General features: G+C 41.4%; 28 protein-coding genes and 1 riboswitch. Of the genes, 6 read left to right on the top strand and 22 right to left on the bottom strand.

What is annotated here, in order from left to right:
• Positions 1-320: 320 nt before the first annotated feature.
• On the bottom strand, positions 321-1,502 hold the full coding sequence (locus tag AC0VX7_RS09940) for an FAD-dependent monooxygenase (RefSeq protein WP_475427674.1): 1,182 nt from the start codon (positions 1,500-1,502) through the stop codon (positions 321-323).
• 176 nt (positions 1,503-1,678) lie between these two features.
• Here AC0VX7_RS09940 and AC0VX7_RS09935 point away from each other — a divergent pair, with 176 nt between their 5' ends.
• The gene (locus AC0VX7_RS09935) at positions 1,679-2,068 is read left to right on the top strand and encodes an NUDIX domain-containing protein (RefSeq protein WP_475427673.1); all 390 of its coding nucleotides are present in this window, start codon (positions 1,679-1,681) and stop codon (positions 2,066-2,068) included.
• 11 nt (positions 2,069-2,079) lie between these two features.
• A complete protein-coding gene (locus AC0VX7_RS09930) occupies positions 2,080-2,664 on the top strand; it encodes a histidine phosphatase family protein (RefSeq protein ID WP_475427672.1) in 585 nt (194 codons plus the stop codon).
• 67 nt (positions 2,665-2,731) lie between these two features.
• On the opposite strand, the gene AC0VX7_RS09925 is transcribed toward AC0VX7_RS09930, so the two are convergent.
• From AC0VX7_RS09925 to AC0VX7_RS09870, 12 genes are all read right to left on the bottom strand, one after another.
• Complete coding sequence (locus tag AC0VX7_RS09925) at positions 2,732-3,268, bottom strand: GrpB family protein (protein ID WP_475427671.1); 537 nt, start codon at positions 3,266-3,268, stop codon at positions 2,732-2,734.
• An 18-nt stretch (positions 3,269-3,286) separates the two neighbouring features.
• Complete coding sequence (locus tag AC0VX7_RS09920; protein WP_475427670.1) at positions 3,287-3,649, bottom strand: cupin domain-containing protein; 363 nt, start codon at positions 3,647-3,649, stop codon at positions 3,287-3,289.
• Between the two features lie 98 nt (positions 3,650-3,747).
• On the bottom strand, positions 3,748-4,224 hold the full coding sequence (locus AC0VX7_RS09915; protein WP_475427669.1) for an NUDIX hydrolase: 477 nt from the start codon (positions 4,222-4,224) through the stop codon (positions 3,748-3,750).
• 61 nt (positions 4,225-4,285) lie between these two features.
• Positions 4,286-4,735, bottom strand: a complete 450-nt coding sequence (locus AC0VX7_RS09910; protein WP_475427668.1) for an NUDIX hydrolase — start codon at positions 4,733-4,735, stop codon at positions 4,286-4,288.
• Between the two features lie 196 nt (positions 4,736-4,931).
• Positions 4,932-5,471: a hypothetical protein gene (locus AC0VX7_RS09905; protein WP_475427667.1), complete on the bottom strand. Its 540-nt coding sequence runs from the start codon at positions 5,469-5,471 to the stop codon at positions 4,932-4,934.
• Positions 5,472-5,538: 67 nt separating this feature from the next.
• Positions 5,539-6,168 carry a class I SAM-dependent methyltransferase gene (locus AC0VX7_RS09900; RefSeq protein ID WP_475427666.1) on the bottom strand — a complete coding sequence of 210 codons (630 nt, stop codon included), beginning with the start codon at positions 6,166-6,168 and terminating at the stop codon, positions 5,539-5,541.
• 131 nt (positions 6,169-6,299) lie between these two features.
• Positions 6,300-7,211: a gluzincin family metallopeptidase gene (locus AC0VX7_RS09895; protein WP_475427665.1), complete on the bottom strand. Its 912-nt coding sequence runs from the start codon at positions 7,209-7,211 to the stop codon at positions 6,300-6,302.
• The gene (locus AC0VX7_RS09890; RefSeq protein WP_475427664.1) at positions 7,204-7,347 is read right to left on the bottom strand and encodes a hypothetical protein; all 144 of its coding nucleotides are present in this window, start codon (positions 7,345-7,347) and stop codon (positions 7,204-7,206) included. The genes AC0VX7_RS09895 and AC0VX7_RS09890 overlap by 8 nt, the downstream gene beginning before the upstream one ends.
• The gene (locus AC0VX7_RS09885) at positions 7,344-7,892 is read right to left on the bottom strand and encodes an HAD-IIIA family hydrolase (protein ID WP_475428123.1); all 549 of its coding nucleotides are present in this window, start codon (positions 7,890-7,892) and stop codon (positions 7,344-7,346) included. Before AC0VX7_RS09885 ends, AC0VX7_RS09890 begins: the two co-directional genes overlap by 4 nt.
• 220 nt (positions 7,893-8,112) lie before the next feature.
• The gene (locus AC0VX7_RS09880; protein WP_475427663.1) at positions 8,113-8,583 is read right to left on the bottom strand and encodes a CcdC family protein; all 471 of its coding nucleotides are present in this window, start codon (positions 8,581-8,583) and stop codon (positions 8,113-8,115) included.
• An 82-nt stretch (positions 8,584-8,665) separates the two neighbouring features.
• Positions 8,666-9,025 (bottom strand): response regulator, encoded by a 360-nt coding sequence (locus AC0VX7_RS09875; protein ID WP_475427662.1) that lies wholly within the window; start codon positions 9,023-9,025, stop codon positions 8,666-8,668.
• Between the two features lie 184 nt (positions 9,026-9,209).
• Positions 9,210-9,917 (bottom strand): cytochrome c biogenesis CcdA family protein, encoded by a 708-nt coding sequence (locus AC0VX7_RS09870; protein WP_475427661.1) that lies wholly within the window; start codon positions 9,915-9,917, stop codon positions 9,210-9,212.
• A 300-nt stretch (positions 9,918-10,217) separates the two neighbouring features.
• Here AC0VX7_RS09870 and AC0VX7_RS09865 point away from each other — a divergent pair, with 300 nt between their 5' ends.
• Positions 10,218-10,388, top strand: a complete 171-nt coding sequence (locus AC0VX7_RS09865) for an aspartyl-phosphate phosphatase Spo0E family protein (protein ID WP_102262370.1) — start codon at positions 10,218-10,220, stop codon at positions 10,386-10,388.
• Between the two features lie 546 nt (positions 10,389-10,934).
• On the opposite strand, the gene AC0VX7_RS09860 is transcribed toward AC0VX7_RS09865, so the two are convergent.
• Together AC0VX7_RS09860 and AC0VX7_RS09855 are read right to left on the bottom strand one after the other, a co-directional pair.
• Positions 10,935-12,728: an ABC transporter ATP-binding protein gene (locus AC0VX7_RS09860; protein WP_475427660.1), complete on the bottom strand. Its 1,794-nt coding sequence runs from the start codon at positions 12,726-12,728 to the stop codon at positions 10,935-10,937.
• A gap of 3 nt (positions 12,729-12,731) precedes the next feature.
• The gene (locus tag AC0VX7_RS09855) at positions 12,732-14,480 is read right to left on the bottom strand and encodes an ABC transporter ATP-binding protein (RefSeq protein ID WP_475427659.1); all 1,749 of its coding nucleotides are present in this window, start codon (positions 14,478-14,480) and stop codon (positions 12,732-12,734) included.
• Positions 14,481-14,678: 198 nt separating this feature from the next.
• Positions 14,679-14,780, top strand: a riboswitch (purine riboswitch).
• 129 nt (positions 14,781-14,909) lie between these two features.
• Here AC0VX7_RS09855 and AC0VX7_RS09850 point away from each other — a divergent pair.
• On the top strand, positions 14,910-15,515 hold the full coding sequence (locus tag AC0VX7_RS09850) for a xanthine phosphoribosyltransferase (RefSeq protein WP_475427658.1): 606 nt from the start codon (positions 14,910-14,912) through the stop codon (positions 15,513-15,515).
• Complete coding sequence (locus AC0VX7_RS09845) at positions 15,512-16,822, top strand: nucleobase:cation symporter-2 family protein (RefSeq protein ID WP_475427657.1); 1,311 nt, start codon at positions 15,512-15,514, stop codon at positions 16,820-16,822. Before AC0VX7_RS09850 ends, AC0VX7_RS09845 begins: the two co-directional genes overlap by 4 nt.
• 257 nt (positions 16,823-17,079) lie before the next feature.
• Here AC0VX7_RS09845 and AC0VX7_RS09840 read toward each other — a convergent pair whose 3' ends face one another.
• From AC0VX7_RS09840 to AC0VX7_RS09820, 5 genes are read right to left on the bottom strand one after another with little or no spacing between them, the layout of a single operon-like run.
• The gene (locus tag AC0VX7_RS09840; RefSeq protein WP_475427656.1) at positions 17,080-18,213 is read right to left on the bottom strand and encodes a bifunctional cystathionine gamma-lyase/homocysteine desulfhydrase; all 1,134 of its coding nucleotides are present in this window, start codon (positions 18,211-18,213) and stop codon (positions 17,080-17,082) included.
• Positions 18,214-19,137 carry a PLP-dependent cysteine synthase family protein gene (locus AC0VX7_RS09835; protein WP_475427655.1) on the bottom strand — a complete coding sequence of 308 codons (924 nt, stop codon included), beginning with the start codon at positions 19,135-19,137 and terminating at the stop codon, positions 18,214-18,216.
• Between the two features lie 15 nt (positions 19,138-19,152).
• On the bottom strand, positions 19,153-19,620 hold the full coding sequence (locus AC0VX7_RS09830; protein WP_475427654.1) for an S-ribosylhomocysteine lyase: 468 nt from the start codon (positions 19,618-19,620) through the stop codon (positions 19,153-19,155).
• A complete protein-coding gene (mtnN, locus tag AC0VX7_RS09825; RefSeq protein WP_475428122.1) occupies positions 19,620-20,318 on the bottom strand; it encodes a 5'-methylthioadenosine/S-adenosylhomocysteine nucleosidase in 699 nt (232 codons plus the stop codon). Before mtnN ends, AC0VX7_RS09830 begins: the two co-directional genes overlap by 1 nt.
• 23 nt (positions 20,319-20,341) lie before the next feature.
• Positions 20,342-20,983, bottom strand: a complete 642-nt coding sequence (locus tag AC0VX7_RS09820; protein ID WP_475427653.1) for a class I SAM-dependent DNA methyltransferase — start codon at positions 20,981-20,983, stop codon at positions 20,342-20,344.
• A 193-nt stretch (positions 20,984-21,176) separates the two neighbouring features.
• Here AC0VX7_RS09820 and AC0VX7_RS09815 point away from each other — a divergent pair, with 193 nt between their 5' ends.
• Positions 21,177-21,530: a response regulator transcription factor gene (locus AC0VX7_RS09815; protein WP_475427652.1), complete on the top strand. Its 354-nt coding sequence runs from the start codon at positions 21,177-21,179 to the stop codon at positions 21,528-21,530.
• 398 nt (positions 21,531-21,928) lie between these two features.
• Here AC0VX7_RS09815 and AC0VX7_RS09810 read toward each other — a convergent pair whose 3' ends face one another.
• Positions 21,929-22,570 (bottom strand): Type 1 glutamine amidotransferase-like domain-containing protein, encoded by a 642-nt coding sequence (locus AC0VX7_RS09810; RefSeq protein WP_475427651.1) that lies wholly within the window; start codon positions 22,568-22,570, stop codon positions 21,929-21,931.
• Positions 22,571-22,689: 119 nt separating this feature from the next.
• Positions 22,690-23,955 carry an MFS transporter gene (locus AC0VX7_RS09805; protein ID WP_475428121.1) on the bottom strand — a complete coding sequence of 422 codons (1,266 nt, stop codon included), beginning with the start codon at positions 23,953-23,955 and terminating at the stop codon, positions 22,690-22,692.
• Positions 23,956-23,998 lie beyond the last annotated feature (43 nt).

Raw genomic sequence — 23,998 nt, 5'->3', positions numbered from 1 at the left:
TTCGTTTCTTTGCATGAATGGAAGTACTCGTTAAAAAGTCCAAAACCCAGAAATATCTGCCTCAAAAAAACTTGATCACAAAAAGAATCGTGCTAAAGAGCACGATTCAGTGTTTAATCAGTTCAAATCGACAAATATATTTTCGGATGGAATCTTCGTAGATCCAGAGACGAGCTCTTTAATCATCTTTTGCATGTTTTTGATCATGCTGCCAGAGGACTTCACGCGAATCATTGTATACACTTCCGCTTCATTGACACACCCTACCTTGACGTCCTGAACCTTAAGTACCCCCTTCTTCCCTTGGATGAGCTTCTTGCTTAAAATATCTTCGCTTCATACCCAAGTATCCAGTCCAACCTTTTGACTTTCAGTTCATCAGGCACTTTCCGTAAAAATTGATTTCGGACCTTAATAGCTGCTGGATTTTCAAGTTGCATCATTCTTGCCATCATTCTGGAACCTTGCACAATCTTTGTAACCCGTGGTACTCTCTCTTGTTCATAAAAACTCAAAGCTGACTCAAGTTCCCGAGGAAATTGCTTGAGACAGCGTGAAAGAATTAATGCATCCTCCATCGCCTGTGCGCCGCCCTGCCCTAGATTCGGAAGCATCGGATGAGCTGCATCCCCCAACAGAGTCACTCTCCCTTTGTGCCATCTCTTGATTGGTTTGCGGTCAAAGATGTCATGAACAAGTATGTTCGTTTCATGGGTAGAATCAATGACATCTGCAATTGGTCCCCACCAGCTTTTGAAATGCTGCAATGCGATATGTTTTTTATTTTCAGCTGTAAGAAATGTCCCTTGTGGAGCGTTAATAGCCGCAAACCAAAAAACACGACCCTTTCCTAAATGGGAAAAGCCAAATCTTTTTCCTTTTCCCCAAGCTTCGAATCCTCCACCAAGCTCGGCTGGAAAACGAGAATCTTCATAATGAGAAATCCCTCTGAATGCGGTGAATCCTGAATAACGCAATCTCGATTTCTCAACAATATTTTGTCTTACTTGAGAATACACTCCATCCGCACCGATAAGAAGTTCCGATTCAATAGATTCGCCCTCTTCAAAAAAACTTGTGACTTTCACCTCGTCCTGTTCCAGTCTTAAAAACTTTTTATTAAGCATAATTGTATTAGGCTCTAATTTTTCATATAAAATTCTCTGCAAGTCGGGCCGGTATATCAAATAACTGTACGTTCCATATTGTTCTGCCTGTTTGTGAACCGGCATATTAACCAAAAGTTGGCCATCGGGAGTCCTGATTTCTGCTTTTTTCACCGGCGAACCTGCCTGGCGTACCTGATCCGCAACACCCAGCTTATCCAATGCCTTGATTGCATTAGCAGACAAAACAATACCGGCACCCATTTCCTTTAATTCCGAAGCTCTTTCTAAAACTATCAATTTTTGGCCAAGTTGCTGCAAAGCAATCGCAGCTGAAAGTCCTCCGATTCCAGCCCCGATAATGGCTGTATCTGAATTTTTTGTTGTATTAGCCATTCTGTTTTCCCCTTTCTATTGGACACTTTTCCCGGTTTCCACCTTCCGTTTGGCCGATAGAGCCTTCCTATCGGACACTTTTCTCGGTTTTCACCTTCCGTTTTGCCAATAGATTCTTCTAATATGTTAAAATATAGTAAAATACCCAAAATATCACCAGTGAGGTGCGTATCATTTTGACGAGACCAAGAGCATTTGCTGCAATCATTAAAAACAATTATATACTTATGACAAAGCATGTCTATCCAGACGGTTCCTTCTGGACACTGCCAGGCGGAGGTCTTGAAGCAGGCGAAACATTCGAAGATGCGGTCATTCGAGAAGTCAAAGAAGAAGTAAATTTAGATGTCGAAGTAGTGGACTATCTATTTACTGGTCAATACAGCCATGGAGAGGAAAGGTGTTTTTTAGTTCGCCCAATAAACGACAAAGAAGCTTCCCTTGGTTACGACCCCGAAGTTGGCGAACAACAAACCTTAAAAGAAGTGAAATGGCATTCACTTGAATCCATGAAGGATGACCTTCATGTTTCCAGGGTATTAGAAACTTTAAAATTAATAGTTTGAGAGGGTCAATAATGAATACAGAAGTATATTTTGTAAGACACGCTCATTCGGTCTTCTCCCTCGAGCATGAAGAGACGCGGGAACTTTCCGAAAAAGGCTGGAAAGATTCAGAGAAAATCACTAAAATTCTTTCACATGAAAATATTAATCATATCATTTCAAGTTCATATGTCAGAGCAAGGCAAACGGTCAAAGGACTGGCAGATCTGTTGGATTTGGAAATTGAATTAGATTCCCGGTTCAGAGAACGGGATTTAGCTGCCCGGAATCATCATTTTGAAAATCCAGAAGAAGCCATGCAAAAGGTCTTCTCAAACCCTGGATTCAAATATCCTGGAGGAGAAACCAATCATGAAGTGCAACAACGAGGAATTGATGGTTTAAGAGATGCTGTGAAAAAGTTTGAAGGCCAGAAAATTGCAATAGGCATCCACGGTAATATTATGACCTGCACTATGAACTACTTTGATGAAAAATATGATTTTGAATTCTGGAAGCAAACCACCAAACCAGATATTTATAAACTAATAATCAATGACCGTTTTGAATTAGTATCTTGTGAACGGCTTTGGAAGGAAGAAATCTATAGCGATTGAAAAAGGTATGTGCAGCCTCCCCGCCAAGGCGAGGCTGCCTTCTTCCCCCGAAAAATTTTCGTGAAAGCTAGACTCCTTTTAACCTCAAGTTGAAAATCCTTTTAACAAAAGCTTCTTTATGGTCGGTGTATTCATTTACACCAGTGGAAGACTTTACAAGGTAATCCTTCTTCACCTTTAAATATTCTAACCTGGCATCCTCATTAGAGTTCAAGTAATCTCTAAAAAACACAAGATTGTTCCACAATTCCTCTTTGTACTCCACTAAATGAATGAAATGCGTCTTTATCAAATATGTTTCATCGGTAAACCTTGCAAATACGATTTCACCTGGACGTTGGACTTTCAGCTTAAAAAATCCAATGTTCTTCAAGCCGCTGACGATTCCTTCATTAAAATTTGAAATGTCATCAATTCCGACCAGGATATCAATAATCGGTTTGGCATCCATTCCTATGATCGCTGTGCTCCCTATGTGCTCAATTCGATGATCTACTATATTTGTATTTTCGATGATAAAGTTTTTCACCCTGTCAAATTCGTTTCGCCACTCAGGGCTATAAACATCAAGCCTAACTTCGTCCTTCTTCAGGCCTAACCTCATTGAATCACCTCCCCTGGATTATTCGTTGTGATTAAGCGGCATATAAGCTGATGGATTTAACTCTTCACTCTCAATGACGATTGCAGTTAATCCAGCAGCTGTTTTCGTTTCATGCCATTCACCTTTTTTCCAGAAAATCGCGTTTCCAGGCTCAACTTTAAAATATTCATCGGACTCTCCTCTTACGTGGCCTTCACCGCTTACCACCAATAAAAGCTGCGGCATTGTTGCCTGGTGATGCCCGATGATCCCGTTTGGTTCCAGGTACATAAAACCAATATGAGTGGCATTCGTCGTTCTTACTATTCGTGACATCACAAAGTCTGAATCGAACTTGGTTATTTTCATTCCGTTGTCTTTATTGAAGCTGTAGAATTCCACTTTTTCCACCCCAAAATTCATGTTCATTATTTCTTAGCCTATCCACAAGACATTAGTGATGCATTATGAAGCGTACTTCGAATGACATTGGCTTAATCTCAAATACTATATTGCTTAACTATTAGATGTTGCGGTGCTTCAGGCAATTCATTCAAAGATGTTCTGATAAACTCGGGATATAGCTTTATTTTTTCAAGGCTACTGATCGGCACCCATTGGTAAATCAACCGGTCTCCCTCTTCTCCAAAGAACTCTTCTTTGTGGAAATTGAAACTGCCAATTAGAGGGGAAACTTTATAATACAGTCCAATTTCATGATAATCTTTATTGTTGTAATCAAAGAAGTTCTCAGTGAACCAGAGCAGCCGGTCCACCTTTACATCTATTCCTAACTCTTCTTTTATTTCTCTGACAATGCTTGTCCGTGAATCTTCCTGAAGCTCGACCCTGCCTCCTGGCAACGCCCAGTGCTCGTCCTTCTCCTGTTTATGTATTAATACATGGTTGTCTACAATCATAATCGCCGCTACCCGGTAGTTAAACACAGCCTTTTCCATATAAAAAGTCGCATCCATTGTTCGTCCTCCTCATAAACTGGCTAACTTCTTTATTAATCTATTGGGCATGGAAGCCCCCTCATACAGATACTTTATATTGATTCATTAAATTTTTAATTAACGGATTAAGCTGGCCAGGCAACTCTCTCACACTGAAAAAGCGAGCTTCGGTTGTTTCAACGCCATCCGCTTTGAGTACTCCACCAAGGATTTCTTTGGATACATAGGCAACAGTAACTGGATAAAACTCATCTCCATTTGGCAGCTTTACATGATGCTGCTTACCCGAAAAAACACCAACCAGATTTAGCTGGCCGATTTCCAGCCCCGTTTCCTCGAATACTTCCCTTCTGCCTGCTTCCTCGGTTGATTCACCTAACTCCATAAACCCGCCCGGAACACCCCATTGCCCATCGCGTCTTTTCTGAAGTAAAAACTTTCCCTCTTCATTGATCACCGCCACTGCAACCCCAACCAAGATCAGAGGCTGGTGACCGATATCCTTCCGCAAATCCTCTATGTATCCCATATTTCCTCCCTGATAAGTAAAAATTTACTAGGTAAACAGAATTCGCCAGAAGTAGCTTTTTTCCTTCTTTTTACCAAAAATTAAAGACGATTCTTTAAAAGAACACTTCCTAAAAATTTTCACGTATTAGCTCTTTTAAACTCAAACATGACGTACACTTTCTCCTTCAACCTCACTCTTTCTGTCCGTCATCATGTCAATTCCCTGACCGCTTTCTAATGAATACAGCAGTCACTATTAAAAGGCTGACCAACGGAAGCCAGATATAGATGTAGCGGACGACAGGATTTCGCAACTGATTTTTCAGATCAACTTCCTCGGTTGGCGTTGTCCCTTTTCCTAGTGTCGCTAAATCCTCCCCTGCACCGCTTAATTCCTTTGTTCGGTCACATATATTGGTTGTCAATTCACCCTGGAAATCATACGCATATACCAAGTAAGATTCTCCCTCGACAAAATCAAGAGAACAGCTGGACCATTCATCTTTCAAAATGATTTGTGTATGTGATACACCTTTCCATGTTTCTTCGACCTCAAATAATATATTCCTATTATTCTTTTCGGTTCTAATGTCTATGATCTTTCCGCTGAATACCGCTTTAGAGCTTTCCAACTCTCTTTCAACACTTTGCAGTTCCACACATTTGCAAGCATGGCTGACTGTGGGGAAGGTTGTTAATACCGCACCCAAAAGAATAGCTAATATTAAAAAGGATATTAATTTAAAATACTTCATCCTTCAATTCTTCCTCCATAGATAAAAGTAGCACTGCCTTACCATTAATAAAGCAGTGCTACTTCTATCATTTCTTTGTAATTTCTATCACTCCGCCACAATGTGAAAGAGGCAGGAATTCCAGTTTGCAGTAATCCTCCAACACAGAACGGATCTCATTAAAAACAAAGTAAAATTCATCATCGTCCCAGAATTCTTTGCTGTCATTTTTACAAGCTTCCAACTGCTGCCTCGTTTGAAAGGCAATGTCACCTATCAGAATTTTCCCGCCCTCTGATAGCAGTGGCATTAATTTTTTCAAAAAAGAGACTTTTTCTTCGTCTGTTAAATGATGCAATGCGTAAGTACTTACGATATAATCGTACTTTTTCATTTTAATTTCATCGGGCAAGCCTTTGACAATATCCCATTCTATTAAGTTGGCATTCGGCATTTTAGGCTGCGCCAGAGCAATCATTCTCGGTGAAAAATCAATACCATCTACACGATGTCCCTTTTCATACAACCTGGCAGTCAGAACTCCTGTCCCGAAACCAATATCCAAAACCCTTGAATTTTCTCTTTCCATGACTTCATTGAAAATCGTATTCAAGATCGCTTTATAGCCTGCAAATGGATATACTGCACTTTCTTCACTAACCTGTACTGTTTTGTCATAGCCGTCTGCCCACAAATCAAAACCTTGTTTATTTAACATGAATGCTCCTCCAATTTTCGAGAACATCCAGCCACGTTCTTATCTAGACCACGATGTTCTCCATTATTTTTCTTATTCCCCAGACCTTTTCTGCCTGTTTCATAACAAACGCCACCTTTCATAGAGTTCATTTATTGATAATATTCAAGTACATCCTGTCCGAATTCGGAAGTAGTTATCCCCGTAATTTGTTCAAATGCTTTATAAAATCCCTCAGTTTCATTTGTCTGTTCTATCAAATCAACGACAATATTCTTACCATACATTTGTATCAGGTAGTTTACTGTGAAATAACTTTGCATATAAGGATTTGCTCCATCTATCCTGCGTGCTTTCTCCCAATCATCTTCCAAGCTGATGCTTTCCAAAGGCAGGAAATCAAATCGATTTGAATCATAATTCACCTCTGTCTGATCATTGCCAACATATTCTGCAATCCCTTCAATGAACCATTCCGGAAAAAGATCACCAGAGCCTTCCGCTTCCTCTATTTTTCTGAAGGTAGCATAATGAGCGTATTCGTGCAAAATCTTTCTTTGAAAGAAATATAGCTGTGTTTCAAAGCTTTGTAAAATATCTTCCACATCTTCAGGATGAACGTAGATTCCCATCAATTTATCAAAATGAGAATAATATCCGGCTACATCTTCTGAATTTGAAAGGTGGTTTAAACTTTCTTGATCCATAAAAATTAGATCAATAGGTCTCTGCTCATAACCATTAAGAATTTCACTAGAGATCTGCTCTGCCCATTCCAGCGTCTCAACTGTCAATGGAATCAACTTTTCATTTTCTCCCTGATAGTAAATCAATATATTTTCATACACATGCTTCATTCTATCAGCTTTAAGTTTTACCTCTAACTCACTGTCATAATTAAAAGTGAAAACCGCTTTGGCTGTCGTAAGAAAAGTTGAATTCTCTCCAGTCCTTGCATTCAGTTCCTTTTGGAACGCCTTGATCAGACCGAATATACTGACTAAAAATATAATTAGTATGATGAAGAAAATCGTCACCCACAACCTTATGTTCGGTCTACTCATCTCTTCTTCTTTTCACCAGCTCCTCAAGCAAAGAAATCATTTTTTCGTTTTGTTCAATCATTTCCTCATTTTGCTGCCTGAGCTTTGTAAAATCAAACATGAATACCAATAAAACAATGGTTATTATAATTGTCATTTCTTTATTCCTTCCTCACTCAGCCAGTTTATGGCTTCATTTAAATCCTCGGCATGAAAATCCAGTTGGATTTCTCCCCATCTGCCAAAATACTGCTTGTTTATGTATTTATCATAAGCATCCTGGCCGCTGCCCGTTTTGACCAAAATCTTCAAGCAGCCCGCTTCATCAGCAGCCAGCATGTCCGTCCATCTATCTCCGATTACTACACAACGATTTAAGTCCAGCTTGTTTTCAACTGCAGCTCTTTTCAGCATTCCGGGAGAAGGTTTTCTGCAGGCACAGCCTTCATCATGGAGGTGAGGACAAATGTATACCTTATCAAACCCAAACGATTTTAACTCACTCTCAAACTGGTCAACTGTGGCTTCTCCGTTCGCAATCCCTTGCTGGTTCGTAAACGAATAGACTAAAATATTGTTTTCTTTTAATAGCTTGATTGATTTCTGGACACCGGGGAATAACTCAAAATCTCCGGGATAAATCACTTTGTCAGTTCCTCCAAGAGTCCCATCCCGGTCAATAAAAACAGCCTGGATATTCATCACTATATCTCCCCCTTTAAACTCCAAGTGGAATCTAGTTTTTGCAGGTACTTATTATTTTCACCCTGCACCCGCATTCTTTACTGAAGCTTCTATTATTTCCATCATACCATTCTCTAAAATACATTTATATCCAAAGTTTCCATTTTAAACGTAGTAAACCACAAAAAAATCCCCTCACCAAATGGCAAGGGGACCTGTTTTATCCGTATTTTTTTTACTAACCGTTACGCAATTCATTTTGAAGCTTCTTGAACTGCAGATACATAGCGACTCGCCATGGGACAATCATTCCAAAAGCAAGAATCCAGAACATTCCGCTCAACTCACCGAAATCGATTGAACTGCTTAGTACCAGTTTTGCGATTACACGCACGATCAACAGACCGATTAAAATGAAGACGAAAGCCTTGGATCTTTTGAGAAAGATTTCCCGTCCTCTGACTTCAAATTTCGAAGTTTTAATGAGCAGGATTGAGAATAGGACCCCTACTGAAAGTGCCTCTATAATCTGTAAAAAATGAACACGGAAGACCGGGAAGATGAACATGAGCGCACCCGTGCTCATGAAGATTGGCGGTAAAATAATTTTCTTGGCAGATGCTGGTCTTTTGGCAGCCTTCATCCTCATGAATGTCACAAAGATGGCCATGCCAATTGCTCCAACTGTTGACGCCAGAACATAATTCATTCTATATTTCATCCCTTATTTATAGTGTCCACATTATTATAATGAAAATAAGCCATTTAAGATAGACTTAAATGGCTGTTTTTTATCTTAATACTCTTGATACAGAATCTACTACCTGTGAATCATCGAATGGCTTTACAATGAAATCCTTTGCTCCAGCCTCGATCGCATCCACCACCATCTTCTGCTGGCCCATCGCTGAGCACATGATGATTTTTGCATCTTTGAAATCCTTTTTGATTTCTTTTACGGCGTCCAGTCCGCTCATTTCCGGCATTGTTATATCCATTGTCACAAGATCGGGTTTCAGCTCGCGATACAGCTCGACTGCTTCACGTCCATTTTCAGCTTCCCCTACTATTTCGTGGTTTGCATTCTTCAGAATATTGGTTAAGGTGATTCTCATAAATTTTGCGTCGTCAACTATCAAAATTCTGGCCATCGATGTATCCTCCCCGACAATCACAACAAATATATTAATCTATTTAATTTCCTCTTAATTACTATATAACTATATTTAACCATTATTTTCAATGTAAAGACACCGACAAATTTCTCACTTTGAAAAATCCCCAGTGAATATACTCTCATATTGATCCTTCTGATTTCAAACTTCAATGTGCTTGTTAAAAACCCGTAAAATCGCCAAAAAACATTGATAGAATCGAAATCAGCTTCGTCATCCAGTCAAAGAACAACATGATTCCGACTAATATCATGATATAGCCGCCGATTTTTACAATTTTCACATTGTGTTTCCGGATCCACTGCATCTTTCCAATGAAGAATGAAAGAATGAAGAATGGAATCGCAAAACCCAGAGTATATGCAATCATATAAAGCATTCCAGAGCCAGGGTTTGAGCTTGCAAGCAGGATGACAGAAGCCAAAATCGGGCCAGTACACGGAGTCCAACCGGCCGCAAAAGCCATTCCAATCAATGAGGACCCTAAGTAACCCGATGGGCGGTTCTTGAATTCTATTTTCCTGTCTTTCATCAAGAACTCAGGCTTAAAGAAGCCAATGACCATCAACCCGAAGGCAACAATAAAGATTGCACCCAGCTGACGGATGAGGTCCTGGTACTGAATGAAGAATTGGCCTACAAAAGAGGTACCGAATCCAATCGCAATGAATATCACCGAAAAGCCCAGCAAGAAAAACAATGTATGCAGCAGACTGCGCCTTTGCAGCATCGCATTTTCGCTCTTCAGTTCTCCTACAGACATACCAGTAATATAAGATAAGAATGCCGGATAAAGCGGTAAGCAGCATGGAGAAATAAAGCTAAGGAATCCCGCTCCCATAGCAATGAGTATATTTATATCTGTCATAATTCCATCCCCAGTCCATATTCGTTAGTCCCATTCTAACAAAACCATTTACTATTATTATAGTTTAACTGTGAACAATTTATTAATTTCTATAAAAAAGGTGTTTAACTTCTTAAAAGCTGGGTAATAAAGTACGGTGTATATTTTTTACAGGAAAATATTTTACAAATGTTTCTTTTGAAATTTGGGAGTTTATGCTATATACTAATATAGCACTTGTAATAATTTCTATATTTATAACCATTTTACATAAATTTGTTAATAAACTTCCAAGAGATAAAACAAGAAAGGATTTTCACATTGTCTAAAGAGCAACTGATTACCCTCATTGAAAAGAAACGCGAAGAGCTAATACAAATAGCATCTAAGAACGGCCTCAATTCAACAATCGCCATCCATTACAGCCAGGAACTTGATGAACTGTTAAATGAATATAATCGCGTATACATTAAAAAGATAGCAGCACATTAAAAACAGCTAAACGCCACAAGCGTTATAGCTGTTTTATTTTTGTCTATTTAAGCTGGTTCTGGTTTATTCATTATTTGGGATGACGCATTCGTGCAATACGTTTCTTACAAATGGATACACTGTGTATCTCCAAATAATCCATAGCCCTCATACATGAAGTGTAGATAACTCTGCGCAGCCTCTCATTTCATGGTATGCACGGCTATATGTTTTTCCTAGCAAAACTAAAACTTTTTCATTACTTTTCCGATTATTTTTCCAGCACTCTTTCCAGCTTTCTTTGTTACTTGCTTCTTCACTTGTTTTTTAATTTCCTTCTTTAACATGCTCTTCAATCCCATCTTTTTCCCTCTTCCCCAAAATATAATTACTTTAATGGATAATAGTACGATATTCAGGCAAAAAAGTTTCATTTCTGCCTTGATAAGAATAAATAAAACCGTTGTGATCTAACCTGCCAGTCAGGACAGTATTTTCATATTCCGATTTAAATCAAAATAAAGACGATTACCTTTTAGTAATCGCCATTTTACATAATTTATTTATTTATCCAACCACATCTTCCAATCGTTCTACTGAACCATTCTGCAGGAGATACATCTTGTGGTAAAGCCCCTGTTGGGCGAGCAGTTCCTGATGTGTACCTCGTTCAACTATTTCTCCATGATGAAGTACAATGATTTGATCTGCATCCTGGATGGTCGAAAGCCTGTGGGCGATGGCAATCGTTGTCCTGCCTTTACGCATTTTGGATAGTGCACTCTGGATGGCCTCTTCAGTTTCCGTATCAATATTTGCAGTCGCTTCATCCAGGACAAGAATTTTCGGATTAGCCGCAATCGTCCTAGCGAATGCGATCAACTGCCTCTGTCCGCTCGAAAAAGTTGAGCCTCGCTCTGTCACTTTTTGTGCATATCCATCTTCAAGTTTATCAATGAAAGAATCCGCCTGGACAAATTCAGCCGCCCTCTTAATATCTTCTTCAGACAAATCGCTATTGTGCAACCTGATATTATCACCGATGGTTCCGTAGAACAAGAACGGATCCTGAAGCACAAGCCCCATTTTATTGCGCAGCTCTTTTACCGGATAATTTTTTATCGAATGATTATCAATTAAAATATCGCCGCGTTCAAACTCATAGAAACGCATCAACAGGTTGATGATTGAACTTTTCCCGCTTCCAGTGTGGCCTACAAATGCAAGAGTTTCCCCAGGATTCACGGTGAAACTGATATTTTTCAAGACATCCCTTTTTCCATCATAGGAAAAACTGACATCCTTGAATTCTATTTTTCCATCATTGACTTTGTCAGCTTCTTTTCCAGTCTGACCCGGAGCAAGCTCAGTTTCATCAAGCAGTTTGAAAACACGTGATGCAGCGACAATCGCCTGCTGGTACATGGAAAGTCTCATCATCATATTGTTCACTGGCTCGAAAAAGCGATCCAGGTAATTGATGAATGCATACAATACCCCAATCTCAATTGGACTGTCAAAAGAAGTAATCCCAAAAAAGCTAAGAACGATCATTAACGCTAAAATATAGACCAGGTCAACAGCTGGGCGTAACAACAGCCCATCTGCCTTGATGTTTTTCATGCCCGCATCAAAATGCTTATCGTTAATTTCACCGAACTCCCTTTTCAATCTTTCTTCCTGGCGGAACATCTGGATAATCGACATACCCTGGAGTGATTCACTGAGCTTTGCATTTAGCTGGCTCAGCCGTTCACGCATATCCTGGTAAAACTTTGAGCTCAGTTTCCGGTACAAACTCATGATGAACACGATGAACGGTAAAATCAGCATTGTGAACAAAGCCAGTTTCACATTCAGGATAAACATTGCGACAAAAATTCCGAACAGCAAGAAGCCGCTTTGGATGAACGTCGCAATGACACTGACGAACATATCTTTGATTGCTTCAGTGTCATTGGTCACTCTGGATACAAGTGAGCCGGCAGGTGTTTTATCGAAATATTTCAATCCAAGCTGCTGCACCTTTGTAAAGACATCAATCCTCATTTGCTGGATGATTTTCAGCGCAATTTCCTGGAACTTCAGAAGCTGAAAATAAGAAACGAGCACATTAAGGATCTGGATGCCGATATAAGCAGCACCGAGCATTAACAATGGCTTGAATGGCATGTAGCCTTCCCTCAAGTAATCATCGATAAAAATTTTCACCAATATCGGTCCGAGCACATCCCCAACAGTGGCGAGCAGCAGGAATCCGAATGCGACAAAAATCATTTTTAAATGCGGCTTTGCATAAGCAAGAAGCCGGAACAGCACGGATCGCTGCTCTTTAGCGTTTAGTACAGGCGTTTTTTCCATTGATCACCCTCCCTGCTCGACAAGTTCTTCAAGCTGCTGCCTTAAGTACATATCCTTGTACCAGCCTTCGTTCTCCATCAACTGGTCGTGGGTACCGCGCTCAACAATTTGTCCATCTTCAAGGACAACAATCAGATCCGCGTGGTGGATGGCGCTTAAGCGGTGTGCAGTGATAATTGTTGTCTTATCTTTTCGATTTTCTTTCAATGCTGATAAAATTTGTTCCTCGGTCTTCGCGTCGACCGCCGACAACGAATCATCAAGGATCAGGATTTCCGGATTCATCACCAATGCACGGGCAATCGAAATCCTCTGCTTTTGGCCGCCTGAGAGCGAAACTCCGCGCTCCCCGACAACAGTTTGATAGCCATTGGTAAATTCAAGAATGTCATCATGGATGTTCGCCACTCTAGCTGAATTATAGATGACCTCCTTATCAACACTAGGGTCCGCGAAAGCAATGTTCTCCTGGACAGTTGCGGAGAAAAGGAAATGATCCTGTGGAACGTATCCAATTGCCTGTCTCAATCGATCCATCTTGTAATCCTGGATGTTCCTGCCGCCAATATTAATGCTTCCTTCCGAAAGGTCGAATTCCCGGATCAGCAGCTTCAAGAGTGTCGTTTTACCGGCTCCTGTTTTTCCGACGATTCCCAGCGTCTGCCCTTTCCCTAAACCAAAATGGATATCCTTTAATAAAGGTTCCTGGTCGCCAGGATAGGTGAATGACTCAATATCATATTTTAGATCGCCATTCGGGACAATATCCAGGGCATCCGGTTTGTCCTGGATGTCGATTTTTTCATCAAGCAATGCTGAAACACGATCATAAGAAGCCCTTCCACGTTCAACGATATTGAAAAACCAGCCGAATGCAAGCATCGGCCAAACCAGCAAGCCCAGATATGAAGTGAAAGATACCAGCTGTCCAATTGTCAGTTCGCCGTTCAACACATACCTTGCCCCGAAAGCAATCGACAAAAAGAATGAGATGCCAACAATGATAGAAATCGTCGGGTCAAATAAAGCGTCAACCTTCGCGACGGAAATGTTCTTTTTCACAACATCCTCAGACTGTTTGCGAAAATCCTCAATATCTTCTTTTTCCTGGCCAAATGTTTTAATGACTTTAATTCCCGTGATACTTTCCTGTGTCTTATCATTCAAATCAGAAAAAGCTTCCTGGGCCTTATGAAATCTTTTATGAAGCATCGTCCCGTACCAGCTTGTCAGCAAAGCCATGAATGGCATTGGAATCAATGCGATTAAAGTCAGTTTCCAGCTGATTGTCGCTGCCATCGCGATGATGACAAAGCCGCCGGTTGAGACAGAGTCAACAAATGTCAGTACACCGGCACCTGCTGTCTGCTGGATCGCCGAAAGGTCATTTGTAGCATGGGCCATCAAGTCCCCTGTCCTTCTTTTCTGGTAAAAAGACTGCGACATACTGGTAAAATGGCTATACAGCCGATTCCTTAATAATCGCGACAGCTTTACCGCAGAACCAAAAATCATGATCCGCCAATAATAACGAAGTGAGTACATCGCAAACCCAGTAGCGGCTAATACAAACATCCATTTTCCAAGTTTTCCAGCCGTAAGCGTACCATTGGTAATTTCATCTACGATTATTCCAATGACGCGCGGCGGGACAAGCTGGAGAAACGCCACAAATAACAGCAGGAAAACCCCTGTAAGATAGGCCTTTTTCTCCGATTTGAAATACCATAATAAATCCTTGAATACGCTCATATGTATATCCCCCAAACCCCTCAAATGCTTAAATAGTTTATCAAATATTTGTAAAATGGGGAAGATTTTTTCTTTTAGATCTACAGGCAGACACTTCAACCTCACTCTAAATAAACGAATATTATGGTTTATTACTAATGATTCGTTCGGTTTTTTCGACATTATTTGTTGAATGTATTTAAAATAGTGATATAATATCATTAAATCAATAGATTCACTCATATAATCGCGGGGATATGGCCTGCAAGTTTCTACCGGATTACCGTAAATGATCCGACTATGAGTGAGCAATGCAGGGGTCGAACTCAACCTCTATTTGCCCGCAGCTTGTTCATTAGCCCAAGGCCATTGCTTCACTCATTTTATGATGTGAATGCAAGGTTTGGGCTTTTTTGTATTTTAGAGCCCTCATTACAGAGGAGGAATACGATGGAACTGCTTATTGAGAAAATTAAAAACGAAGGAATCGTCCAGTCATCATCAGTATTAAAGGTAGATTCATTCCTGAATCACCAGATTGATCCGCAGCTGATGCTTGAAATTGGGAAAGAGTTTGCTCTGCGGTTTGCCGATAGTGGGATCACCAAAATACTGACGATTGAATCATCCGGTATCGCTCCCGCTGTTATGGCTGGACTGCAGCTAAATGTACCTGTTGTTTTTGCCAGGAAAAGAAAATCTCTTACTCTCGTAAATAATTTGATTACAGCCTCTGTCTTCTCTTTTACCAAGGAAGAAACAAGCGAAATTTCTGTTTCAAATCAGTACATATCAGAAAACGATAAGGTATTGATCATTGACGATTTCCTCGCCAACGGACAAGCAGCTCTTGGGCTTGCAGAAATAGCCACCAAGGCAAAAGCCTCCATTGCGGGTATCGGGATTGTGGTCGAAAAAGGATTCCAAAATGGTGGATCCCTTCTGAGGGAAAAAGGCTATCGAGTCGAATCCTTGGCGATCATAAGCTCGCTTGAGGATGGCTTAGTCAGATTTGAACAACAAACAACTGAGACAAAGGTGGAATTGACACGATGAAACAGAATCCAATAAAAATAGCATCTTTAGGAATCCAGCATGTACTGGCAATGTATGCAGGAGCGGTAATTGTTCCGCTAATTGTTGGCGGAGCCCTTGGTTTAACAGGAGAACAGTTAACTTATTTAGTTTCGATTGATATTTTTATGTGCGGGATCGCTACCCTTTTACAAGTATGGCGCAATAAATTCTTCGGAATCGGCCTTCCGGTGGTACTGGGCTGTACTTTCACTGCCGTAGGTCCGATGATTGCGATTGGCGGACAATATGGCATTTCAGCAATTTACGGCTCCATCCTTGTCTCAGGTATATTTGTCGTCGCAATTTCAAAGTACTTTGGCAAGCTTGTCAGGTTTTTCCCTCCGGTTGTGACCGGATCTGTTGTAACCATCATCGGAATCACTTTAATTCCGGTTGCGATGAATAATATGGCCGGTGGACAGGGCAGCCCTGACTTTGGTTCTCTTACAAATATCGGACTTGCATTCGGTACCCTGCTGTTCATTATTGTGTTGTTCCGTTTCTTTAAAGGATTTGTTCGTGCCATTGCTATTCTGTTGGGATTGGCTGGGGGAACAATCGTTGCATATTTTATGGGAATGGTGAATTTCAGTGCTGTTTCGGAAGCTTCATGGCTGCATATGCCAGCACCGTTTTATTTTGGCCTGCCAACATTTGAAGTATCAGCCATCCTCACGATGATTCTCGTAGCGATGGTCAGTCTTGTGGAATCTACAGGAGTATACTTTGCTCTTGGAGATATTTGTGAAGAAAAGCTTGAAGAAAAAGATTTAGAAAATGGATATCGTGCGGAAGGACTTGCGATTATCCTCGGAGCATTCTTTAATGCTTTTCCTTATACAACTTATTCACAAAACGTAGGACTCCTTCAGCTGTCCGGAGTGAAGACGAAGAATGTCATATACACAGCAGGTGCATTCCTTGTGTTGCTCGGGCTCGTACCGAAAATTGGCGCCCTGACTACGATTATCCCTACCCCTGTCTTAGGAGGAGCAATGGTTGCCATGTTTGGAATGGTTGTCGCTTATGGGATTAAAATGCTTAGCGCGATAGAGTTCTCATCACAGGAGAACCTTTTGATCATCGCCTGCTCTGTAGGAATGGGACTCGGGGTGACAGCCGTGCCTGAACTATTCGCGCAAATGCCTTCCAGCATCAGAATCCTTACAGATAACGGCATCGTCGCAGGAAGCTTAACCGCTATCGTATTGAATCTAGTATTCAATGTTTTTAACTCTAATAAAGCAGCCCAGCAAGCAACTTTTGCTGAGCAGAAGGCTTCTTAATGTTTTGATAACATACTTGGGGGCATAAAATTAAGGCACCGGTTGAATCCGGTGCCTATTTTCATTCTATTATTCTATTGGTGACCTGTTTTTACAAAATCCCGGATTTTCGGGCGCCAATCGGCTTTATTGGTGACCTCTTTTTCCAAAATCTTGTTTTTCGTGTGCCAATCGGCTCTATTGGTGACCTCTTTTTCCCCGAACAACCTATTTCAGCGCCAGCCCCCTATAACCTGTGTCATTACTAATCTTTCTCTCTATTGAAGTGCCTGTTCTAAATCCTCAATCAAATCCTCTACATCTTCAATTCCGACCGAGATTCTGATTAACCCGTCTGTAATTCCTAATTCTGCTCTGCGCTCAGCCGGAATTGATGCATGGGTCATTTTTGCTGGAACAGAGATTAAGCTTTCTACTGCTCCCAGACTTTCAGCAAGGGTGAAATATTTTACTTTGCTCAATACCTTTGCTGCTTTTTCACCGCTTCCTACATCAAAGCTGACCATGCCTCCAAATCCTCCTGCCTGTTCTTTGGCGATTGAATGCTGTGGGTGAGATTCGAGACCTGGATAATAAATTTTCTCCACACTCTTGTGACCCTGTAGAAACTCGACGATCTTTTTGGTGTTCGCCTCATGCGCTTCCATCCGAAGGCCCAAAGTTTTAATTCCCCTCACAAGCAGCCAGGAATCCTGTGGCCCCAGAATCCCTCCGGTAGAGTTTTGGACAAAATGAAGATCATCAGCCAGGTGTTCATCGTTTACGACAACCAATCCAGCTACTACATCGCTATGTCCGCCAAGATACTTAGTTGCAGAGTGAAGAACCATATCAGCACCGAGAGTCAATGGAATCTGCCAGTATGGTGTGCTGAAAGTATTGTCCACGATTGTCAGCAAGTCATTTTCTTTTGCCAGCTCTGCACATGCCTTGATGTCCGTTACCTTTAAGAGTGGATTTGTTGGTGTCTCGATATATAGAGCCTTAGTATTCGGCTGAATCGCTGCCTTTACCGCTTCAAGGTCTGTAGTATCCACAAATGTCGATTCAATTCCGACCCGGTTAAGGACCTTGTTCATAACCCTGTATGTCCCGCCATATACATCGTCAGTCAGGATGATATGGTCACCTGCGTTAAATAACATCATCACTGCAGTAATTGCCGCCATTCCCGAACCAAAGGCAAATCCTCTTTTCCCTTCTTCCAAGTCTTTGATTAACTCTTCCAGGGCAAACCTCGTCGGGTTCCCTGTCCGTGAATATTCATATCCCCTATGGACTCCAACATCATCTTGCTTGTAAGTACTTACCTGGTAAATTGGAAACGACACGGCTCCTGTAGTTTTATCGCCAGGAATACCACCGTGGATCAATTTTGTTTTGCGTTTCATTTAAATTCCCCCCTCGTAGATTTTTTTGCTAAGATATCGCTCACTTCCGTCTGGGAAGATCGTAACGATGTTTGTGCCAGGAGGGGCTTTACGTGCTTCTTGTAAAGCTGCGTGAAGAGCTGCGCCAGATGAGCTTGCAGCGAGTATTCCCTCTCTAGCCGCGAGTTCCTTCACGGTGTTAAATGCATCTTTATCGAAAATAGTATAGATCTCATCAAATAAAGCAGAATCCATATATGGCGGAAGGAATTCCATGCCGATTCCTTCTGTTTTATGGGACCCGGACTGGCCTCCGTTTAGGATCGATCCTTCCGGTTCAACAATGACGGTCTTTATCATTGGATTTTTTTCTTTTAAAAACTTCGCTGTACCCATGAATGTTCCTCCGGTACCGGCACCAGCTACGAAAATATCAATCTCACCATCTAAGTCGTGCCAAATCTCGGGTCCCAATGTTTTATAATAAGTTTCTGGATTTGACGGATTGGAAAATTGGGATGGTGAGTAGGAATTAGGAATTTCTTTCAGCAATTGTTCAGTTTTTCGGATTGCTCCAGCCATCCCTTCCGAAGTAGGTGTATGGACGATGTTAGCGCCGAGAGCCCTCATCACCGTCTGTTTTTCAATGCTGAATTTTTCCGGCACTACAAAAACAACATCAATACCTTTGTTGATCGCTGCCATCGCCAGCCCGATCCCCGTGTTACCTGCAGTTGGCTCAATTAGTGTACCGCCTTTAACCAGTTTGCCTGAGCGGAAAGCCTCGTCAATCAACTCTAATCCCAGTCGGTCTTTAATGCTGCCCCCTGGGTTTAAGTATTCCAGCTTTGCATATAAACGGACATCGCAAGGCATATGGAATTGGGTAAGTTCAACCATGGGTGTATGGCCAATTATTTCATGGATACTGCGGTAAACCGTCATTGCATTTAACTCTCCTTATTCAGCGAAAACCTGGCGCCACTCATCTTTCTTTGCCAGCATTTTCGCTGCAATTTCTTTTGCACCCTCCAGGCTGTGGCTTGCAGCCCATCCACACTGAATTTCATTGCAGGCAGGAACTTCATCTGCCTCAAGCACATCATTCAGAGTTTGTTCTAACACTTCAAGAATATTGTCGTAATCATCATGGTTGATTACCGATAAATAAAATCCCGTCTGGCAGCCCATCGGACTAATATCTACGACACTGGCATGATGATTACGAATATTTTCAGCCATAAGATGCTCAAGCGAGTGAAGGCCAGGCATTTCCATATGCTCCTTGTTCGGCTGGCAGAATCGAATATCATACTTATGAATAACATCCCCATTGGCGCCCTGTGTTGTTCCCGCCAAACGGATATATGGTGCCGCCACCTTCGTGTGATCTAAATTAAAGCTTTCAACATTCATTTTCTTTACCATTACTTCTTCAACTCCTCTAACATTAGTAAAATCAGTTCTGCGGAATTTTTTGCGGCCGTTTCAAGAAATTGATCAAACGAGATATTTGAATCTTTCCCTGCAATATCGGAAAGCGACCTGATAATAACAAATGGAATTTCGAATTGATGGGCTACCTGAGCGATTGCTGCTGCTTCCATTTCTGCTGCATACAAATCAGGCAGCTTGGATCTGATGAACTCTACCCTCTCCGGGTCATTCATGAAGGAATCACCTGAAGCGATTAATCCTTTAACAATCTGGATGCCATCAATCTTTTCAGCACTCTTTAACGCTACCGTGACAAGCTTTTCATCTGGGGCGAAGTAAGCAGGCATCCTTGGTACCTGGCCATATTCGTATCCAAAGATAGTTACATCTACATCGTGATGTCTTACTTCTGTCGAAATGATGACATCACCGACATTTAGGTTTTTGTGAAAACCGCCAGCAGAACCTGTATTGATGATGACATCGGGTTGGAATTTATCAATAAGGATCGCTGTCCCCATTGCCGCATTTACTTTGCCGATTCCTGACTTCAGCAGGACTACTTGCAAGCTATCAATCTCTCCTTGATAAAATTCACTACCAGCAAGATACGTATCTTCCCTGTTTTTGAGTTTGCTGCGAAGCAAATCTATTTCTTCATCCATTGCACCGATAATTCCAACTCTCATCATGCCTCTCCCCCATACTATCTTTAATTTTCTTTCACGGCTTCCATTAGCCAAACATAGGAGTTTAACTTTTCAAAATTAACCTGGAAGCCATGTATCTCGAAGATCTGCTTTAGTACCTCAAGAGTCGTATAGTGCTCCCTCTGCAAATCCTTAAGGAGATTCTCGTATCCTTGTTCCTTTACTATCCTATGCCTTTCATTACGGTCTCTTTCATTTAAAAAAGCAGTATCCGCAAATACAATCTTTCCACCTGTTTCTAACATTTTGCTGTATAGCTTTATGGCGGTATCCTTTTCATCATCAGTTAAATGATGAAAAGCATAGGTACTGACAATTGAATCTATTTTTCCAGGAAGATTTGGAAATTGAATAAAATCTCCATCGTATAATTCTAGATTCATGAACCGAGCCTTCGTTTTTTCCCTCATTACTTTTGAAGGCTCTACTCCATATACCTCTCTGCCCAAGCCGATTAGTTTTTCGGTAAGATTTCCTGTCCCAACACCAAATTCAAGTACCCTACCCTTTGACTTTTGAGCTACTAAATCTAAAATTTCCTCATAATTTTCAAAAACATCCTTATATTCAGCGTCTTGACCAGAAACCGTCTCGTCGTAAAACTCTGCCCATTCGTCAAACAAGGGGATAAATTCTCTGCCCAAATTATTCACCCGCTTTTTAATTATTATAATTCCTATATGTATAGTATGAATTAAAATATTATAGGTCACATATTAGCACACTCAATTTTCTAAATCAATTTATTTTATCGGGTTAAATTCCCTCGGCATTAAAGAAAACAACTCAACAATAGTGTATACTTACTATTAAACAAAGACATTTCAGGGGGAAAACATGGGGAAGAGAGTGCTAGTTGCTGAGGATGAGCAAAGAATTAGCCATTTATTAAAGATGTACCTAGAAAGAGAAGCATTTATTGTGGAAGTCACGGACAATGGCGATGAAGCTTTGGAGAAAGCGCTACAGGATTCCTTTGACATTATCATCCTGGACATTTTAATGCCTGGAAGAGATGGTTTTTCAGTATTGGAGGAAATCAGGAAAACTAAAGACACACCCGTGATCATGCTTTCTGCTAAAGGGGAAGCACATGACCTCAAACGAGGAGAAGAATTAGGGGCCAGCGAATACATTTTGAAGCCATTCAGCCCGAAGGATGTAGTTTCGAAAATAAAAGAGCTGTTATAGTTTAGACCTCTATCGGACAATTTTCTCGGTTTCCAACTTCTGTTTGTCCGATAGAGCTCTTCTATCGGACAATTTTTCTGATCTCCGCCTTCCGTTTGTCCGATAGAGCTCTTCTATGGGACACTTTTTCTGACTCCGCCTTCCGTTTGTCCGATAGAGCCCTTCTATCGGATAATTTTTCTGGTCTCCGCCTTCCGTTTGTCCGATAGAGCCCTTCTATCGGACAATTTTTCCGGTCTCCGCCTTCCGTTTGTCCGTTAGAGCCCTTCTATCGGACAATTTTTCCGGTCTCCGCCTTCCGTTTGTCCGTTAGAGCTCTTCTATCGGACAATTTTCTCGGGTTCCGCCTTCCGTTTGTCCGATAGAGCAATGTATATCATACATACCCTTATTGGAATTTATAACAAAACACCTTTTCGTATCTCCTTTATACCTCCATAAAACTCTACCTCATCTCCATCTATGACTATTCCATCGCCGTCATGGCATGTATAAATACTTTCTTCCTGGAGAAGGGAATATTTTAATAGCTCATCCAGCTGATGATTTTCTTTGTTCCAATGTGGCATAAATTCAAAATCGACCAATCCTAAGCTATTTAATTCTTTTAACTGAACTTCATTTTCATCATGGAATTCGGCAATCTTGATCGACTTAGACATCATGATGCTTCCCGCACTAACACCAATTAAAGGTATTCCCTCGTTCACCATTTCTTTAATATATTTAACAATGTTCTGTTCCTGCAGGTTTTTCAAAAATAAATAGGTATTTCCCCCTGACAGGAAAATGCCGTCACAGCTTTTGAACTCCTTAAGCTGTGATTCCTCGAACTCCTGGTCTACGTCAAAATATAAGAAGTCTGTAACACCCCAACTCGTTAACTCTGGCTTTGCCTTTTCAAAATACCATCTATGTGTATCTGTTCGCGATGGGATATAAGCTAACTTAAAAGGCGTTGCACCTGTTAATTCCTTGATTCTGTTTTTTAAAGAAGGATTCATATTTCTTAAATCACTCAGCAACACTAATTTACTCATCTGGACCAACTCTTTCTACAAATTTTCATGAAAATAAATTCGATAAAGAAACTGTAAAAACCTCTTAAAAAGACCATATAAAAAAGAGCCTGGACCATCCAGACTCATCAGAAAAACAGTTACTTCTTATTCGACCAAACCACAAATGGTATTAAAACTAAGGATAGTACGCCTCCTGCCAGCGACAGGAAGGCAAAGCTTGAATTCGCAACGACCATCCCGGAAAGCATCCCGCCCGTGGCTCCCGACAAAGCGACCATCACATCCACAGTTCCTTGCATTTTTGCGCGGTTTGTTGGATTTGTCGCATCGACAAGCAGTGCGGTTCCGCTGATCAGGCCAAAATTCCAACCGAGACCGAGCAGAATGAGTGCCAGGGTGATCCACATCATAGATTCACCCGGAGCAACCGCAGCCACAACCCCGGAAATCAGCAGTGTAACGCCTGAAGCGACCGCCATCGTCGCACGCCCAACTTTATCAACAAGTACACCAGTCAATAACGATGGCAGATACATTGCGCCTATGTGGAATCCAATTACCATCCCAACTGCGCTTAAACCATGTCCATGGCTACCCATATGCACCGGAGTCATCGTCATGATCGCTACCATCACCATTTGTGTAAGGACCATAATAAGGGCGGCAACTCCGATACCCCTCTTATCCGTTACTAGTTCTTCCTCTACATAATCAGGAGAGCTGGCTTTAGCATTCCGTTCTGCCAATGCAATCGCCCTGGCGACCACAAACGGATCGGGTCGGAGGAAAAACAATAGCACTAATCCAGCAACGATATAAGCTGCGGCTGCGAGAATGAATGGTCCGGACAAAGCCGGAACCCCTACAGATATTGCAAACTCCCCCATTACCTCGACAAGATTAGGACCAGCTACAGCACCAAACGTCGTGGACACCATCGCGATACTGACTGCAGTCGCACGTTGTTTCGAACTGGCTAAATCCGTCCCTGCATACCGCGCCTGTAAATTTGTCGCACTTCCGGCACCGTATATTAAAAGCGCCGCAAAAAGCAAAAAGATATTATTCGTTACCGCTGCAATGATTACCCCAATGGCGCCAATTCCGCCTGTTAAAAATCCTGAAGCGAGGCCCGCGCGCCTGCCATAGCGTTGCGAAAGACGTCCTACAACGAGAGCCGCTCCAGCAGATCCCAGGGTGAAAAGAGCTATCGGAAGACCGGCGACACTCTCTGTGCCAAGCATATCTTTAGCCAACAGCGCACCCACAGTAATACCTGCAGCAAGACCTGCACCGCCGAAAATCTGAGATAAAACAACTATTAATAATGTCTTTTTATATAAAGCTTTTTGTTTTTCAGGTGATTCTACATAAGCTTGCAGCCACTCGGGTTGACTCTCCATTGCCGCTGCATCTTCAGTTTGACGTGACATTTTTTCAGCTCTC

The organism is Mesobacillus sp. QJM3NY_10, from assembly GCF_056173465.1.
The sequence above is the reverse complement of the archived record's forward strand: the minus strand, read 5'-3'. Positions and strand labels throughout refer to the sequence as shown.

Coding starts and splice junctions, on each gene's coding strand:
- AC0VX7_RS09840 (WP_475427656.1), bottom strand. CDS start 18,213: ATGAAACGCAAAACAAAATTGATCCACGGTGGTATTCCTGGCGATAAA.
- AC0VX7_RS09880 (WP_475427663.1), bottom strand. CDS start 8,583: ATGAATTATGTTCTGGCGTCAACAGTTGGAGCAATTGGCATGGCCATC.
- AC0VX7_RS09930 (WP_475427672.1), top strand. CDS start 2,080: ATGAATACAGAAGTATATTTTGTAAGACACGCTCATTCGGTCTTCTCC.
- AC0VX7_RS09905 (WP_475427667.1), bottom strand. CDS start 5,471: ATGAAGTATTTTAAATTAATATCCTTTTTAATATTAGCTATTCTTTTG.
- AC0VX7_RS09855 (WP_475427659.1), bottom strand. CDS start 14,480: ATGAGCGTATTCAAGGATTTATTATGGTATTTCAAATCGGAGAAAAAG.
- AC0VX7_RS09815 (WP_475427652.1), top strand. CDS start 21,177: ATGGGGAAGAGAGTGCTAGTTGCTGAGGATGAGCAAAGAATTAGCCAT.
- AC0VX7_RS09890 (WP_475427664.1), bottom strand. CDS start 7,347: ATGACAATTATAATAACCATTGTTTTATTGGTATTCATGTTTGATTTT.
- AC0VX7_RS09885 (WP_475428123.1), bottom strand. CDS start 7,892: ATGAATATCCAGGCTGTTTTTATTGACCGGGATGGGACTCTTGGAGGA.
- AC0VX7_RS09915 (WP_475427669.1), bottom strand. CDS start 4,224: ATGGATGCGACTTTTTATATGGAAAAGGCTGTGTTTAACTACCGGGTA.
- AC0VX7_RS09850 (WP_475427658.1), top strand. CDS start 14,910: ATGGAACTGCTTATTGAGAAAATTAAAAACGAAGGAATCGTCCAGTCA.
- AC0VX7_RS09860 (WP_475427660.1), bottom strand. CDS start 12,728: ATGGAAAAAACGCCTGTACTAAACGCTAAAGAGCAGCGATCCGTGCTG.
- AC0VX7_RS09910 (WP_475427668.1), bottom strand. CDS start 4,735: ATGGGATACATAGAGGATTTGCGGAAGGATATCGGTCACCAGCCTCTG.
- AC0VX7_RS09835 (WP_475427655.1), bottom strand. CDS start 19,137: ATGACGGTTTACCGCAGTATCCATGAAATAATTGGCCATACACCCATG.
- AC0VX7_RS09875 (WP_475427662.1), bottom strand. CDS start 9,025: ATGGCCAGAATTTTGATAGTTGACGACGCAAAATTTATGAGAATCACC.
- AC0VX7_RS09940 (WP_475427674.1), bottom strand. CDS start 1,502: ATGGCTAATACAACAAAAAATTCAGATACAGCCATTATCGGGGCTGGA.
- AC0VX7_RS09805 (WP_475428121.1), bottom strand. CDS start 23,955: ATGGAGAGTCAACCCGAGTGGCTGCAAGCTTATGTAGAATCACCTGAA.
- AC0VX7_RS09830 (WP_475427654.1), bottom strand. CDS start 19,620: ATGGTAAAGAAAATGAATGTTGAAAGCTTTAATTTAGATCACACGAAG.
- AC0VX7_RS09895 (WP_475427665.1), bottom strand. CDS start 7,211: ATGAGTAGACCGAACATAAGGTTGTGGGTGACGATTTTCTTCATCATA.
- mtnN (WP_475428122.1), bottom strand. CDS start 20,318: ATGAGAGTTGGAATTATCGGTGCAATGGATGAAGAAATAGATTTGCTT.
- AC0VX7_RS09925 (WP_475427671.1), bottom strand. CDS start 3,268: ATGAGGTTAGGCCTGAAGAAGGACGAAGTTAGGCTTGATGTTTATAGC.
- AC0VX7_RS09870 (WP_475427661.1), bottom strand. CDS start 9,917: ATGACAGATATAAATATACTCATTGCTATGGGAGCGGGATTCCTTAGC.
- AC0VX7_RS09810 (WP_475427651.1), bottom strand. CDS start 22,570: ATGAGTAAATTAGTGTTGCTGAGTGATTTAAGAAATATGAATCCTTCT.
- AC0VX7_RS09900 (WP_475427666.1), bottom strand. CDS start 6,168: ATGTTAAATAAACAAGGTTTTGATTTGTGGGCAGACGGCTATGACAAA.
- AC0VX7_RS09845 (WP_475427657.1), top strand. CDS start 15,512: ATGAAACAGAATCCAATAAAAATAGCATCTTTAGGAATCCAGCATGTA.